Source organism: Actinomadura alba (assembly GCF_014323705.1).
Lineage (GTDB): Bacteria > Actinomycetota > Actinomycetes > Streptosporangiales > Streptosporangiaceae > Actinomadura_C > Actinomadura_C alba.
The window spans coordinates 95,382-110,089 of record NZ_JABVEC010000022.1 but is presented as its reverse complement, the minus strand read 5'-3'; the positions used below and the strand labels follow the sequence as shown (position 1 = coordinate 110,089).

Here is a 14,708-nt window from a genome sequence, read left to right as displayed (position 1 = left end):
ACCGGCCCTCTGCTACCCGAGCAGGAGGGACCCTTTTCCCGTGACCGCTGAACCCATCGCGCTCGACCGGCAAGGCGTGGACGACATCGTCTCGTCCGCCGCGTCGCTGCGCCGTTTTCTCCATGGTCTGCCTGGTGTCGATCAGGTGGGGGCGCAGGAGCGGGCCGCCCGCCTCGCCACCCGGTCGATCAAGAAATCGGCGAAGGCCGAGGCCATCGACCTGGCCATCTCCATGGTGGACCTCACCACGCTCGAGGGCGCCGACACGCCGGGCAAGGTCCGCGCGATGTGCGCCAAGGCCGCGCACCCGGACCCGAGTGATCCCTCGGTGCCGCGCGTCGCCGTGGTCTGCGTCTACTCCGACCTGGTCGCCGAGGCGGTACGGGCCCTCAGGGGCACCGGCGTCGGCGTCGCCAGCGTCGCGACGGCGTTCCCCGCGGGCCGGGCACCGCTCGACGCGAAGCTCGCCGACACCCGCCGTGCGGTCGAGGACGGCGCCACCGAGATCGACATGGTGATCGACCGGGGTGCCTTCCTGGCCGGCGACCACCGGAAGGTCTTCGACGAGATCGTCGCCACCAAGCAGGCGTGCGGTGACGCCCACCTCAAGGTGATCCTCGAGACCGGCGAGCTCGTGACCTACGACAACGTGCGCCGCGCCTCCTGGCTCGCCATGCTCGCGGGCGCCGACTTCATCAAGACCTCCACCGGCAAGGTGGCACCCGCCGCGACGCTCCCGGTGACGCTGGTCATGCTGGAGGCGGTACGGGACTTCCGCGCCCAGACCGGGCGGCAGGTCGGGGTCAAGCCCGCCGGCGGCATCCGTACGACCAAAGACGCGATCAAGTACCTCGTGCTGGTCAACGAGACCGCCGGACCGGACTGGCTGACCCCCGAATGGTTCCGGCTGGGCGCCTCCAGCGTCCTCAACGACCTGCTGATGCAGCGGCGCAAGCTGACGACCGGCGTCTACGGCGGTCCCGACTACCAGACACTGGACTGAGGATGAGCGGCAAGCTGTTCGAATACGCCCCGGCGCCCGAGTCACGCGACATCGTCGACATCAGGGCCACCTACGGGCTCTTCATCGGCGGCGAGTGGGTCGACAGCACGGGCGAGGACCACCACAAGTCGATCAACCCGGCGACCGAGGAGGTACTCGCCGAGGTCGCCTTCGCCACCGCCGAGGACGTCGATCGCGCGGTCACGGCGGCGAGGCAGGCCTACGACAAGGTCTGGGGGCCGATGCCCGGCCGCGAGCGGGCGAAGTACCTCTTCCGCATCGCCCGGCTCATCCAGGAGCGGTCCCGTGAGCTCGCGGTACTCGAGTCGATCGACAACGGCAAGCCGATCCGCGAGTCGCGTGACGTGGACGTTCCCCTGGTCGCCGCCCACTTCTTCTACTACGCGGGCTGGGCCGACAAGCTGGAGCACGCCGGATTCGGGCCCGCCCCGAGGCCGCTGGGCGTCGCCGGCCAGGTGATCCCGTGGAACTTCCCGCTGCTCATGCTGGCCTGGAAGATCGCGCCGGCGCTGGCCTGCGGCAACACGGTGGTGCTCAAGCCCGCCGAGACCACGCCCCTGACGGCACTGCTGTTCGCCGAGATCTGCCGGCAGGCCGACCTGCCCCCCGGCGTGGTGAACATCATCACCGGTGCGGGCGGCACGGGCCGCGCGCTGGTCGAGCACCAGGGCGTCGACAAGGTCGCGTTCACCGGCTCGACCGACGTGGGCCGGCAGATCGCGCGGTCGGTCGCCGGGACGGGGAAGAAGCTGACGCTGGAGCTCGGCGGGAAGGCCGCGAACGTGGTCTTCGACGACGCTCCCCTCGACCAGGCGGTCGAGGGCATCGTCAACGGGATCTTCTTCAACCAGGGCCACGTGTGCTGCGCCGGGTCGCGCCTGCTGGTGCAGGAGTCGATCGCCGAGGAGCTGCTCGACCGGCTCAAGACCCGCATGGCCACCCTGCGCGTCGGCGACCCGCTGGACAAGAACACCGACATCGGCGCGATCAACTCCGCCGCCCAGCTCGACAAGATCCGTGAGCTGTCGCAGGCCGGTGAGGACGAGGGCGCCACCCGCTGGTCGCCGCCGTGCGAGCTGCCGGAGCGGGGCTTCTGGTTCGCGCCCACCGTGTTCACCGGGGTCGCCGCGTCGCACCGCATCGCCCGCGAGGAGATCTTCGGCCCGGTGCTGTCGGTGCTGACGTTCCGTACGCCCGCCGAGGCGATCGAGAAGGCCAACAACACCCCGTACGGCCTGTCGGCCGGGGTGTGGACCGAGAAGGGCTCGCGCATCCTGTGGATGGCCGAGCGGCTGCGCGCCGGAGTGGTCTGGGCGAACACCTTCAACAAGTTCGACCCGGCCTCGCCGTTCGGCGGCTACAAGGAATCCGGCTTCGGCCGTGAGGGCGGACGACACGGACTGGGGGCCTACCTCAAATGAGCACCGAACGCGTGAATGTGCGCAAGACCTACAAACTGTTCATCGGCGGGGCCTTCCCCCGCTCGGAGTCGGGCAGGTCCTATGTGGTGACCGACGCCAAGGGGAAGTTCGTGGCCAACGCCTCCCGCGCTTCGCGCAAGGACGTGCGCGACGCCGTCGTCGCCGCGCGCAAGGCGTTCGGCGGATGGTCGTCGCGCACCGCCTACAACCGGGGGCAGATCCTCTACCGCGTCGCGGAGATGCTCGAAGGGCGCAAGGCGCAGTTCGTCGACGAGCTGAGGTCGGCCGGGATGGGCAGGGCCCCCGCCGCCGCCGAGGTCGACGCCGCGATCGACCGATGGGTCTGGTACGCGGGCTGGACCGACAAGATCGGCGCGGTCGCCGGTGCCGCCAACCCCGTCTCGGGCCCGTACTTCAACTTCTCGACGCCTGAGCCGACGGGCGTGGTGGGCGTGCTCGCCCCGGCCTCGCCGCTGCTCGGCCTGGTCTCGGTGATCGCGCCGGTCATCGCCACCGGCAACACCTGCGTGACGGTCACCGAGAGCCCGTTGCCGTCCATCACGCTGGCCGAGGTACTGGCCACCTCGGACCTGCCGGGCGGGGTCGTCAACCTGCTCACCGGCCAGGCGGCCGAACTGGCCCCGTGGCTGGCCTCGCACATGGACGTCAACGCGCTCGACCTGGCCGGTGCCCCGGCCGAGCTGGCGACGTCGCTGGAGCAGGCGGCGGCCGAGAACCTCAAGCGGGTGCTGCGCCCGGCGGCGGACACCGACTGGACCGCGGACCCCGGCACCGGACGGCTGACCGCCTTCCTGGAGACCAAGACGGTCTGGCACCCCGTGGGCGTGTGAGGCACTCCGGCCGGCGGCCGGCCGCCTGCTGAACGGGCCCGGTCCCGTTCAGCGGGCGTAGCCCGGAGAAATAGTTGACACATAAACTATGTTGAGGCGAAGGCAGATCGAACGACCTGCCGGCCCGTCAGCGATCTCGGGCGGAAAGCGCCGACCTCGGAGGAGTTATGGACGTTTCGGTGATCGATGCCACGGACCGGCACCGGTACGAGGCGTATCTGGACGGCGACCTCATCGGATTCGCCGACTACCAGGTCACGGCCGACGTGATGGTGCTGCCCCACGTCGAGGTGCTGCCCAGAGTGGAGGGCCGTGGCCTCGGCGGCACGCTCGCCCGCGCCGCACTCGACGATGCCCGGCGGCGCGGCCTGCGGGTGCGGCCCCTGTGTCCCTTCGTGCGGGCCTGGATCGCCCGCCACCCGGACTACGCCGACCTCGTCCATGAGAGGAACCAGGAGAGGAACCCGTCATGACCACCACCGCCCGGCGTCCCGACGTTGACGTTCGCCGCTCCGGCGAGCGCTTCGCGACGAAGATCGATTGGCTGGACTCCAAGCACTCCTTCTCCTTCGGCCGGCACTCCGACCCCGGGAACACCCACCACGGGGTGCTGCTGGTCAACAACGACGACGTCGTACGGCCCGGCAGCGGCTTCGAGACGCACCCGCACCGCGACATGGAGATCGTCACGTGGGTGATGACCGGCTCGCTGGTGCACCAGGACTCGACCGGCCATTCGGGCGTCATCTATCCGGGGCTGGCCCAGCGGATGAGCGCGGGCACGGGCATCCTGCACTCGGAGAAGAACGACTCCTGGCGGCTGAGCGGCGGCGGCGAGCACACCGACCCGGTGCATTTCGTCCAGATGTGGGTGGTGCCCGACGAGGCCGGCATCACCCCCGGGTACGAGCAGCTCGAGATCGAGGACGAGCTGCTGGCCGGTGGGCTCGTGCCGGTGGCGTCCGGGATGGACCGGCACGACGGTGCCGCCGCCATCCGGATCAGGAATCGCTACGCGGCCCTGCACGCCGCCCGGCTTCAGCCCGGACAGACCGTCGAACTGCCCGAGGCGCCGTTCCTGCACCTGTTCGTGCCGCGCGGCGGCGTGACGCTGGAGGGCGCGGGCGAGCTCGGCACCGGTGACGCGGTGCGCTTCACCGCGACCGGCGGTCAGCGGATCACCGCCACCGAGCCGGCCGAGGTGCTGGTCTGGGAGATGCACGCCACCCTGGCGAACTGAGCCGGCCGCGGGCGCGTGGCGGTCGCGCGCACCGTCGCCCGCACCGTCAGTTGTACGGCTGTTGCGCGGCACGAAATTATGCGTGTCGCGCAACTTCCGGATATATTGCCCGGGATGACTACCGACATCGGTGACCAGCTGGGGGAAGCGGGGCGGAGCGGACTTCGCGCCCGCAAGAAGCTCGCCACCCGCGAGGCCCTGAGCAGGGCGGCCCTGCGGCTGGCGCTCGAGCGCGGGCTCCAGAACGTACGGGTGGACGACATCGCCGCCGAGGCCGGCGTCTCCCCGCGGACGTACAACAACTACTTCTCCAGCCGCGAGGAGGCCATCTGCTTCCTCAGCGTCCAGCGGGCACAGCGCATCGGAGCGGCCCTCCGCGCCCGGCCGCCCGAGGAGCCGCTCGCCGAGGCGATCGGCCACGCGATGGCGGAGGAGTACGCCGGCCGCTCCGAGCCGGACAAGGTCACGATGCGCATGTTCATCTCCGAGCCGGCCCTGCGCGGCGAGTACCTCAAGGGCCTGACCGCGGTCGAGGGGCCGCTCGCCGAGGCGATCGCCGCTCGTACCGGCACCGACCCCGAGCGTGACCTGTTCCCGAGGGTCCTCGCCGCCGCGGTGACGAGCGCCGCGCGGACGGCCACCCGCCACTATCTGCGCACGGAGACCACCGCGCCGTTCGCCGCCGTGGTGCGCGACGCGATCGAACTGATCGCCCCCGCGGCGCGCGCCCATGAGGGCCGGCGCGCATGAGCGCCCCGTCCTCCGCCCCGCGCGCACCGGCCACCCGGAAAACCCGGTGCGCTTTCGGCCGCGCGCCCGTACCCTGACCCGCGGCCCCTGTCCGGCGTGATCCCGCGGAGGCTCGCGTCCAGGCACGGACGGCCACGCCGGTGACGACCGCCCCGGCCTCCTCCCTCCCCGAACCCCCCGAAAGAGACCATGTGCTGATCCGACTTCTGCGCGACTTCGTCCGCCCCTACCACCGCTCGATGGCCGTGATCGTGGCGCTGCAACTGGTGCAGACCCTCGCCACGCTCTACCTGCCGACGCTCAACGCCGACATCATCGACCACGGCGTGGTCGTGGGCGACATCGGCTACATCATGCAGATCGGTGGCGTGATGCTCGCAGTCACGCTGGCGCAGATCATCTGCTCGATCGGCGCCGTCTACTTCGGTGCCCGCACCGCGATGGCGGTCGGCCGTGACGTCCGCGCAGCGATCTTCGACCGGGTGCAGAGCTTCTCCGCCCGCGAGGTCGGCCGGTTCGGCACCCCCACGCTGATCACGCGGACCACCAACGACGTCCAGCAGGTCCAGATGCTGGTGCTGATGACCTTCACCCTCATGGTGTCGGCCCCGATCATGTGCGTCGGCGGCATCCTGATGGCGCTCCACCTGGACGTGCCGCTGTCCTCGCTCGTACTCATCATCATTCCGGTGCTCGCCGTGCTCATCGGCCTGCTCATCTCACGGCTCCGGCCGCTGTTCCACGTCATGCAGGAACGCATCGACGGCATCAACTCCGTACTGCGTGAGCAGATCACCGGTGTCCGCGTCATCCGCGCCTTCGTCCGCGACAAGCACGAGCGGGACCGGTTCGCTCGGTCCAATACCGACCTGTTCGAGGTGTCCACCGCCGTCGGCCGCCTCATGGCGCTGATGTTCCCCACGGTCATGCTGGTCGTGAACTGCTCCAGCATCGCCGTGCTGTGGTTCGGCGGCGCCCGCATCGACCAGGGCGACATGCGGATCGGCGCGCTGACCGCCTTCCTCAGCTATCTCATGCAGATCCTCATGTCGGTCATGATGGCGACGTTCATGTTCATGATGGTGCCCCGGGCCGAGGTCTGCGCCGACCGCATCCAGGAGGTGCTCGAGACCGATTCCAGCGTCGTCCCCCCTGCCGAGCCGGTCACCGGCTCCACCGCCCGTGGCCGCCTGGAACTGCGCGATGCGGAGTTCCGCTATCCCGGCGCCGAGGAACCCGTGCTGCGCGGCATCGAACTGGTCGCCGGGCCGGGTGAGACCACGGCCGTCATCGGCAGCACCGGCAGCGGCAAGACGACCCTGCTCAACCTCATCCCCCGGCTCTTCGACGCCACCGGCGGCACCGTGCTCGTCGACGGCGTCGACGTGCGCGAGATCGACCCGGCGGCGCTGGCGAAGGCGATCGGCTTCGTGCCGCAGAAGCCGTACCTCTTCTCCGGCACGGTCGCCTCGAACCTGCGGTACGGCAAGCCCGACGCCACCGACGAGGAACTGTGGCACGCGCTCGAGATCGCGCAGGCCCGCGACTTCGTCGAGGCGATGCCCGAGGGTCTCGACGCGCCCATCGCCCAGGGCGGCACGAACGTCTCCGGCGGCCAGCGCCAGCGCCTGGCCATCGCGCGCGCACTCGTCCACCGGCCCGAGATCTACCTGTTCGACGACTCGTTCTCCGCCCTCGACTACGCGACGGACGCGGCACTGCGCGCCGCGCTGGCCCAGGAGACGGCCGACGCCACCGTCGTCATCGTGGCCCAGCGGGTCAGCACCATCCGCCACGCCGACCGCATCATCGTGCTCGACGAGGGCCGCATCGTCGGCACCGGCACCCACCGGGAACTGATGGAAGACAACGAGACCTACCGGGAGATCGTGCTCTCCCAGCTCACCGAGCAGGAGGCCGCATGAGCTCCCCCACTTCGCAGGCCCCCGGCGAACGCCCGACCCCGAGTCGCGGGCCCGGTCCCGCGGGCGCCGGCGCGGGCCGCGGGCCCGCGGCCTTCATGGGCGGCATGCCCACCGAGAAGTCGCTGGACTTCCGCGGTTCGAGCCGCAGGCTGCTGCGCATGATGCGGCCGGAACGCACGCTCGTCCTGCTCACCCTCGCGCTCGCGGTCGGCGGCGTCACCCTGTCCGTCCTCGGCCCGCGGATCCTCGGCCACGCGACCGACCTGATCTTCTCCGGCGTCGTGAGCCGGCAGATCCCGGCCGGCGAGACCAAGGCCGAGGCCGTGGAGCGCCTGCGGCAGCAGGGCGACGGCACCCAAGCGGACATGCTCGAATCGATGGACGTCGTGCCAGGGCACGGCATCGACTTCGGGCAGGTCGGCAACGTCCTGCTGATCGTCTTGGCGATCTACATCGGCGCGTCGCTGCTGGGACTGATGCAGGGCCGGCTGACCACCGCCGTCGTACAGCGGCCGATGTTCCGGATGCGCGAGCAGGCACAGAGCAAGCTGGCCCGGCTGCCGCTGAGCTACTTCGACGGGCAGCCGCGCGGTGAGGTGCTCAGCCGGGTCACCAACGACATCGACAACCTGTCCCAGACCCTGCAGCAGACCCTCAGCCAGATCGTCACCTCGCTGCTGACGATCATCGGTGTGCTGGGCATGATGATCTTCATCTCTCCGTTGCTCGCCGGGATCGCGCTGGTGACCGTACCCCTCTCGGTCGTCGTCGTCAGCATGATCGGCAAGCGGGCCCGGCCGCAGTTCGTGAAGCAGTGGGGCACCACCGGGCGGCTCAACGGGCACATCGAGGAGATGTACACCGGGCACTCGCTGGTCAAGGTCTTCGGCCGGCAGGACCAGGCCGCGGCGACCTTCAAGGAGCACAACGAGAGCCTGTACGACTCCAGCTTCAGGGCGCAGTTCATCTCCGGAACGATCCAGCCGGCGATGATGTTCATCGGCAATCTGAACTACGTGCTCGTGGCGGTGGTCGGCGCGCTGCGGGTCGCCTCCGGAACGCTCTCACTCGGCGAGGTCCAGGCGTTCATCCAGTACTCCCGGCAGTTCAGCCAGCCGCTCACCCAGGTGGCGAGCATGGCCAACCTGCTGCAGTCGGGCATGGCGTCGGCCGAGCGCGTCTTCGCGCTGCTCGACGCCCGCGAGCAGGAGCCCGACCCGGCCGAGCCGGAGCGGCCGGCGGAGGTGCGCGGCAGGGTGGAGTTCCGTGACGTCTCCTTCCGCTACACCCCGGACACGCCGCTGATCGAGGATCTCTCGCTGACCGTCGAGCCGGGCCAGACGGTGGCCATCGTCGGTCCGACCGGCGCGGGGAAGACCACGCTGGTCAACCTGCTGATGCGGTTCTACGACGTCACGGGCGGGCGGATCACCCTGGACGGCACCGACATCTCCGCGATGACCCGCGAGGAGTTGCGGTCCAAGACCGGGATGGTGCTCCAGGACGCCTGGCTGTTCGGCGGCACGATCGCCGAGAACATCGCGTACGGCGCGTCAGGCGCGAGCCGGGAACGGCTCGTCGAGGCGGCCAAGGCCACGCACGTCGACCATTTCGTGCGCACCCTGCCCGACGGTTACGAGACGGTCCTCGATGACGAGGGCGCCAACGTCAGCGCGGGCGAGAAGCAGCTCATCACCATCGCCCGGGCCTTCCTCGCCGAGCCCGCGATCCTGATCCTCGACGAGGCGACCAGCTCGGTGGACACCCGTACCGAGGTGCTCATCCAGCGGGCCATGAAATCACTGCGCGAGGGCAGGACCAGCTTCGTCATCGCGCACCGCCTGTCCACCATCCGCGACGCCGACCTGATCCTGGTCATGGAGTCCGGGCGGATCGTCGAGCAGGGGACGCACAGCGGCCTCCTCGAAGCCGGCGGCGCCTACGCGCGGCTCTACGCGGCGCAGTTCGCGCAGGCCCTGGCCGAGGTCGAGTAAGGGCGTCGCCACCGGTGCCGGCGCCGGGGCCGGGGTCGGGGTCGGCTCCGGTGCCGGTGTCGGTGCCGATGCCGAGCGACGTTCGGTATCGGCGAACGGACCACCGCGCCCGGCCCGAGTGGTGCGTTCGCCGACAGCCGGTTCAGCGCATCGACGCCAGCCACGGGGAGACGCGGTCGCGGTCGAGCCGCTCCGGCTGAGCCAGCTGACCCAGCATCCGGTGCACCAGGTCCTCGCCGTCCCGGGTCCAGGCGTAGCACTGCTGTTTGGACAGGCACTTGGTCGCCGCCCGGCTCTGCGCCGTCGCGACGATCACGGGGGCGTCGGCGCGCACCTGCTCGGTCTCGAGCGCCGGGTCCCGCAGCGGCGCCCCGGCGGTCGACGCCACGTCGGCGATGTCGGAGAGCCGCCCGTGCAGCCAATCCCAGGGGGCCGCCTTGACCTCGTCGGCCCAGTGACGGTCGCTCGGCTCGACACCGGCGAACCTCGGATGGAAGTGCGCCGCCTGGAAGTCTCCGGGCAGCCCGTCGAGACGGTCGAAGAGATCCGCCCGCCACACCGGCCGGTCCGCAACGATCTTCTGGGCGGCCGACTCGCTACCGCGATGCGGTTCCGGCGCGAGCAGCCTCAGCTCGATGCGGACGCCGTGCTCCAGGTGGCTGTCGTGGATGCTCACCTCGAACCAATGCCGGACCAGGACAGCGACTTCGTTGTAGACGAAGGCGTGTAGCACCGTGCCGCTCCTCTCAGGACCGCCGATCTCAGAACTGCCAGATAGACAAATGATCCACGCATTCCGGGCAATTCATCAACACCCCTTCGGACCGGCCCTGCCGGGCGGCCGGGCCGCCACGCCGTCCGGCTACCGGGTCCGGCACCCCGGGAGATCGGTTAGGTTGAGGTGTGGCGATGCTCTTCTTCGAGGTGACCCCGCACGGCTGGACCGATGGGGCTGCGTGACCGGGTCCGGCGGCTCATCCAGCGCCCCGGGACCATAGACCTGACTCCCTTGCGTGCCACGGTGGCCGAGGCCGGGGCTCGCGAGGACCGAGTCCGCGCGCTGTCCGACGCCGAGCTGACCGCCGCCGCGGCGGCGCTTCGCGGGACCGGCGGCGAGGATCTCGCGGAGTTGTGCGCGCTCGGCCGCGAGGCGGCACGGCGCACCCTCGGCGAACGTCCTTTCGACGTCCAGCTCATCGGGACGCTGGGCATGCTGTCCGGACATGTCGTCGAGATGGCCACTGGTGAGGGCAAGACCCTCGCCGGCGCCCTCGCCGCGGCCGGCTACGCGCTGCGCGGACGGCGGGTGCACGTCATGTCCGTCAACGACTACCTGGCGCGGCGTGACGCCGAATGGATGGAGCCGCTCTACGCGCTGCTCGGCGTGCCGATCGCGTGGGTCGGGCAGAACTCCACTCCCGACGAGCGCCGGGCGGCCTACGCGGCCGAGGTGACGTACGCCCCGGTGAGCGAGATCGGCTTCGACCTCCTGCGCGATCGGCTCTGCACCGATACCGCCGACCGGGTGCTGCCCGCACACGAGGTCGCCCTCATCGACGAGGCCGACTCGGTGCTGATCGACGAGGCCCGGGTGCCGCTGGTGCTGGCCGGCGCGGCGGAGCTCCAGGAGTCCGAGCCGGCCTATGCCGAGGTCGTACGGCTGCTGCTCTCGGGCGTGCACTACAAGATCGACGACGAACGGCGCAACGTCCAGCTCACCAGTGCCGGTACCGAGATGGTCGAACGCGCGCTCGGCGGCATCGATCTCTACACCACCGAGCACGTCGAGGCGCTGACCGGCGTCAACGTCGCGCTGCACGCCCACGCGCTGCTACGCAGGGACGTCGACTACATCGTCCGTGACGGCAAGGTCCGCCTGATCAACGAGTCACGCGGACGGGTCGCGCTCCTGCAGCGCTGGCCGGACGGCCTGCAAGCGGCCGTCGAGGCCAAGGAGGCGCTCGACCCCACCGAGAGCGGCGAGATCCTCGACTCGGTCACCGTGCAGGGGCTGATCGGAGGCTATCCGACGGTCTGCGGGATGACCGGTACCGCCGTGGCCGTCGCCGAGCAACTCCGCGAGTTCTACCGGCTCGAGGTCGCGGTCGTCCCCCCGAACGTGCCCTGTGTGCGGGAAGACGCGCCGGATCGGCTGTACGCCACCGTCGCGGACAAGGAGATCGCGCTGGTCGAGCACATCTCCGCCGTGCACGTCGAGGGCCGGCCGATCCTCGTGGGCACCCTCGACATCGCCGAGTCCGAGCGGCTGGCGCGGCGGCTCGAGCGCGCCAAGCTGAGCTGCGTGGTGCTCAACGCCAAGAACGACGCCGCCGAGGCGGCGATCGTCGCCGAGGCCGGCACGTACGGCAGGATCACCGTGTCGACACAGATCGCCGGGCGCGGGACCGACATCCGGCTGGGCGGCGCCGCGACCGCGGACGGCGACGATGACCACGACGGCGACGGCGACGGCGACGGCGATAAGGACGGTGAAGAGGGCGACAGCCCATCGGCCAGGGACCGGGTCGCCCAACTCGGCGGCCTGTACGTCATCGGCACCGGCCGCCACCACAGCAGCCGGCTCGACGATCAGCTGCGCGGCCGGGCGGGGCGGCAGGGCGATCCGGGCGGCTCGGTGTTCTTCGCCAGCCTGGAAGACGACCTGACCACGCAGTACGCCCCTGATGAGAAGCCCGACGCCACGCCGGACGTCGAAGGCCGGATCGAGGACGCGAACGCCACCTGGGTCGTCGGGCACGCCCAGCGCGTGGCCGAGGGCGTCGACCTGGAGATCCACCGCAACACCTGGCGCTACAGCCGGCTGATCGAGCTTCAGCGCCGGGAGGTGCTCGCCGAGCGCGACGGGGTGCTGCGCACCGAGGCCGCCGCCGACTTCCTGGCGAAGCGCAGCCCGGATCGCCACGCCGAGTTGCTGGAAGCCGTCGGAAGGCCCGCGCTCGTGGCCGCCGCCCGGCAGATCGCGCTGTACCACCTGGACCGCTGCTGGACCGAGCACCTCGGCTTCCTCGCCGATCTGCGCGAGGGCATCCACCTGCGCTCACTCGCGCGCGGCCTGAACCCGCTCGACGAGTTCCACCGCGACGCGGTCCCGGTCTACAAGCGGCTGCTCGGCGACGCACGCGACCGTGCCGTCAAGACCTTCGAGGCCCTCACCCCCACGGCCGACGGCGAACTCGATCTGAGCGACGCCGGACTCCAGCGCCCCTCGGCCACCTGGACCTACCTCGTCCACGACAACCCCTTCGGCGCCATGGACGAACGAGCGATCAAGGGCCTGGTCGCGATGTTCCGCCGCCGCGCCCGCTAAGGCGATCCGGACCGATTGACTACGCTCCGCTAGTTGGACGCTTACGGAATCGTTTAAAGTCCTGCGCGGCATCGCACCGTACAGTGAGGATATGGGCATGCTGACGGTGAACATCGACCCCGAGACGGAGAAGGCCCTCACGGAGTTGACCTCCGATGGGAGATCCGCCACTGACGTGATCCGCGAAGCCATCCGCCGAGCCGCGTGGCGCCGCCACATGGAACTGGCCGAGCTCGATGCCAAGCGACTGGCGAGCGACCCGGAGGACCGCGCCGAGGCCCAGGCAATCATGCGCGACATGGAGGATCTACGTGCGTGGTGACGTGTACCGACTGCGGGCAGCCAGGGACACGGTCGGACACGAGCAGAAAGGCCATCGTTTTGCGGTGATAGTCCAATCGGACTTCCTCAGCCATCTGTCCACGGTGCTTGTCGCGCCGACGTCGACAAGCGCCTCCGCCACATTCTTCCGACCCGACATCGAGCTCAATGGCCGTAAAACCCGGGTGATGGTCGAACAGACCGCAGCAATCGACCCGATGCGGCTCGGAGCCTTCGCCGGACGGCTTTCGCTGTACGAGCTGGACCAAGTCGATACGGCGCTTCGCACAATGCTCGCCCTTCCCCGCTAAGAGCGCTCGGCCATGGCCATTCCGCCACCGACGCGTCGATTGCCCCACGACCGCAGGTGCGCAGCCGACTGGCCGCCGTCAAGAGCTTCGAGACCCTCGCATCCACTGCGGACGGCGAACTGGACCTGAGCGAGGCGGGGCTTCAGCGCCCTCCGCCACGTGGACCTACCTCGTGCGACAACCCGTTCGGCGGCATGGACAAACGCGCCATCAAGGGACTGATCGCGATGTTCCGCCGGTGCGGCGGACGCTGACATTCCCATGGGTTACCAAGCCATCCTTCCTAGGCGGACTCAGGGTCCGGGTCGATCCAGATCAGCCGTACGTCGGCGAGTCGGGACAACCGGTGTCGGGCCCGGTCAGCGGTGGGGACGTACATGACCCTGCGTCGGCCGCCCATCTCTGGATCGCCTGGCAGATAGGCCACCGCTCCGTCAGCGAAGGCCATTCCCCAGCCCACCACGGCCGCGTCGTCGACTTCCCGGTCCACGAGGCATAGCGAGAACCGGCGCGGCGCGTGCTCGGCGGACATCTCCGTGAGCTGCGTCATGAGCTCGATATCCGTGCCGAACGACCGGCGCCGAGGAGATCGCCGCCCTTCTCGTGGTCTATGGCATCACCGGGCCGCGACGAGACCGGCTGCTCGCCCTCGCCCGCGACAGCGACCATTCCGGCTGGTGGGAGACAGGCCATACACAGCTGCCGAGCCAGCTCACCGCCCTCATCGGTTTCGAGTCCCAAGCCGTCCGGATCGTCGAGGTTCAGCTCGTCTTCATCCCCGGCCTGCTCCAGACCGCCGACTACACCCGCGCGCTGATGCAGGCCGGCAACGTACCGGGCGCGGAAACGGAGACACGAGTGGCCATGCGCCTGGGACGGCAGGCGGTCCTCACCCGACCCCAGGCGCCGGAGTTCCTGGCCATCCTGGACGAGGCTGCACTCCGGCGGCCGATCGGCGGACGAACGGTCATGGCCGAACAACTGCTGTACGTCTGCAAGGTCGCACAACGCCCCAATGTGTCGGTGCGAGTCATTCCGTTCACCCGTGGATCGCACGCGGGGATGAACGGCGCCCACATGGTGTTGTCGTTCGCGAAGGCACCGACCATCGTTCACCTGGAGCACAAGCGCTCATCACTGTTCCTGGACGACCCCAAGGACGTCCGCCCATTCGTTGAAACAGTGGATACGCTGCAAGAGCAGGCGCTCGACGAAAGCCGATCCATCGATTGCATCGCGTCGATGGCAGCCGAGTACGAGAGTGGACGAGGAGCGAGATGAATCCCCCCGAACTCGAATGGCGCAAATCGCGCCGCAGCGGTACCGAAACCGCCTGTGTCGAGGTGGCAGCACTGCCCGGCTGGCGCAAGTCCAGTCACAGTGGAACCCAGACCGATTGCGTCGAGACGGCTGCCCTTGACGGGGCGGCGGCCGTACGGGACTCGAAGAATCCCGACGGGCCGCACCTGGCCTTCGCGCCCGGCACGTGGGACTCGTTCATCACGGACGTGAAGTCCGGCCGGCACGACTTGTAAGTCCTCCC

Annotated in this window: 16 protein-coding genes; 14 read left to right on the top strand and 2 right to left on the bottom strand. The window is 69.8% G+C overall.

The features are described from left to right. Nucleotides 1–76 precede the first annotated feature (76 nt). The 8 genes from deoC to HKK74_RS26120 all read left to right on the top strand — a co-directional run bounded on the left by deoC (nt 77) and on the right by HKK74_RS26120 (nt 9,205). Nucleotides 77–1,003, top strand: a complete 927-nt coding sequence (gene deoC, locus HKK74_RS26155; protein WP_312881774.1) for a deoxyribose-phosphate aldolase — start codon at nt 77–79, stop codon at nt 1,001–1,003. A 2-nt stretch (nt 1,004–1,005) separates the two neighbouring features. Then, a complete protein-coding gene (locus tag HKK74_RS26150; RefSeq protein WP_222722742.1) occupies nt 1,006–2,445 on the top strand; it encodes an aldehyde dehydrogenase family protein in 1,440 nt (479 codons plus the stop codon). Continuing rightward, a complete protein-coding gene (locus tag HKK74_RS26145) occupies nt 2,442–3,296 on the top strand; it encodes an aldehyde dehydrogenase family protein (protein ID WP_187245992.1) in 855 nt (284 codons plus the stop codon). Before HKK74_RS26150 ends, HKK74_RS26145 begins: the two co-directional genes overlap by 4 nt. A 167-nt stretch (nt 3,297–3,463) precedes the next feature. Beyond that, a complete protein-coding gene (locus tag HKK74_RS26140; RefSeq protein WP_187245991.1) occupies nt 3,464–3,769 on the top strand; it encodes a GNAT family N-acetyltransferase in 306 nt (101 codons plus the stop codon). Further along, nucleotides 3,766–4,536 carry a pirin family protein gene (locus HKK74_RS26135; protein ID WP_187245990.1) on the top strand — a complete coding sequence of 257 codons (771 nt, stop codon included), beginning with the start codon at nt 3,766–3,768 and terminating at the stop codon, nt 4,534–4,536. The genes HKK74_RS26140 and HKK74_RS26135 overlap by 4 nt, the downstream gene beginning before the upstream one ends. A gap of 114 nt (nt 4,537–4,650) precedes the next feature. After that, nucleotides 4,651–5,286, top strand: coding sequence for a TetR/AcrR family transcriptional regulator (locus HKK74_RS26130; protein ID WP_187245989.1), 636 nt, complete (start codon nt 4,651–4,653; stop codon nt 5,284–5,286). A gap of 191 nt (nt 5,287–5,477) precedes the next feature. Beyond that, on the top strand, nt 5,478–7,211 hold the full coding sequence (locus HKK74_RS26125; RefSeq protein WP_187245988.1) for an ABC transporter ATP-binding protein: 1,734 nt from the start codon (nt 5,478–5,480) through the stop codon (nt 7,209–7,211). Continuing rightward, on the top strand, nt 7,208–9,205 hold the full coding sequence (locus tag HKK74_RS26120; RefSeq protein WP_281398021.1) for an ABC transporter ATP-binding protein: 1,998 nt from the start codon (nt 7,208–7,210) through the stop codon (nt 9,203–9,205). The genes HKK74_RS26125 and HKK74_RS26120 overlap by 4 nt, the downstream gene beginning before the upstream one ends. 142 nt (nt 9,206–9,347) lie before the next feature. Here HKK74_RS26120 and HKK74_RS26115 read toward each other — a convergent pair whose 3' ends face one another. Continuing rightward, the gene (locus HKK74_RS26115; protein ID WP_187245987.1) at nt 9,348–9,938 is read right to left on the bottom strand and encodes a hypothetical protein; all 591 of its coding nucleotides are present in this window, start codon (nt 9,936–9,938) and stop codon (nt 9,348–9,350) included. A gap of 213 nt (nt 9,939–10,151) precedes the next feature. Here HKK74_RS26115 and secA2 point away from each other — a divergent pair, with 213 nt between their 5' ends. From secA2 to HKK74_RS26095, 4 genes are all read left to right on the top strand, one after another. Next, nucleotides 10,152–12,533, top strand: coding sequence for an accessory Sec system translocase SecA2 (secA2, locus tag HKK74_RS26110; protein WP_187245986.1), 2,382 nt, complete (start codon nt 10,152–10,154; stop codon nt 12,531–12,533). 91 nt (nt 12,534–12,624) lie between these two features. Then, nucleotides 12,625–12,855, top strand: a complete 231-nt coding sequence (locus HKK74_RS26105; protein WP_246491990.1) for a ribbon-helix-helix domain-containing protein — start codon at nt 12,625–12,627, stop codon at nt 12,853–12,855. Continuing rightward, a complete protein-coding gene (locus HKK74_RS26100; protein WP_187245985.1) occupies nt 12,845–13,165 on the top strand; it encodes a type II toxin-antitoxin system PemK/MazF family toxin in 321 nt (106 codons plus the stop codon). Before HKK74_RS26105 ends, HKK74_RS26100 begins: the two co-directional genes overlap by 11 nt. 56 nt (nt 13,166–13,221) lie before the next feature. After that, nucleotides 13,222–13,419 carry a hypothetical protein gene (locus HKK74_RS26095; protein WP_187245984.1) on the top strand — a complete coding sequence of 66 codons (198 nt, stop codon included), beginning with the start codon at nt 13,222–13,224 and terminating at the stop codon, nt 13,417–13,419. Nucleotides 13,420–13,448: 29 nt separating this feature from the next. On the opposite strand, the gene HKK74_RS26090 is transcribed toward HKK74_RS26095, so the two are convergent. Beyond that, entirely contained in the window at nt 13,449–13,715 is a 267-nt protein-coding gene (locus tag HKK74_RS26090) for a hypothetical protein (RefSeq protein ID WP_187245983.1), read from the bottom strand. 53 nt (nt 13,716–13,768) lie between these two features. On the opposite strand from HKK74_RS26090, the gene HKK74_RS26085 reads away from it, so the two are divergent. Together HKK74_RS26085 and HKK74_RS26080 are read left to right on the top strand one after the other, a co-directional pair. Further along, nucleotides 13,769–14,446: a DUF5753 domain-containing protein gene (locus tag HKK74_RS26085; RefSeq protein WP_187245982.1), complete on the top strand. Its 678-nt coding sequence runs from the start codon at nt 13,769–13,771 to the stop codon at nt 14,444–14,446. Beyond that, nucleotides 14,443–14,700: a DUF397 domain-containing protein gene (locus HKK74_RS26080; protein WP_187245981.1), complete on the top strand. Its 258-nt coding sequence runs from the start codon at nt 14,443–14,445 to the stop codon at nt 14,698–14,700. Before HKK74_RS26085 ends, HKK74_RS26080 begins: the two co-directional genes overlap by 4 nt. Nucleotides 14,701–14,708: the final 8 nt, after the last annotated feature.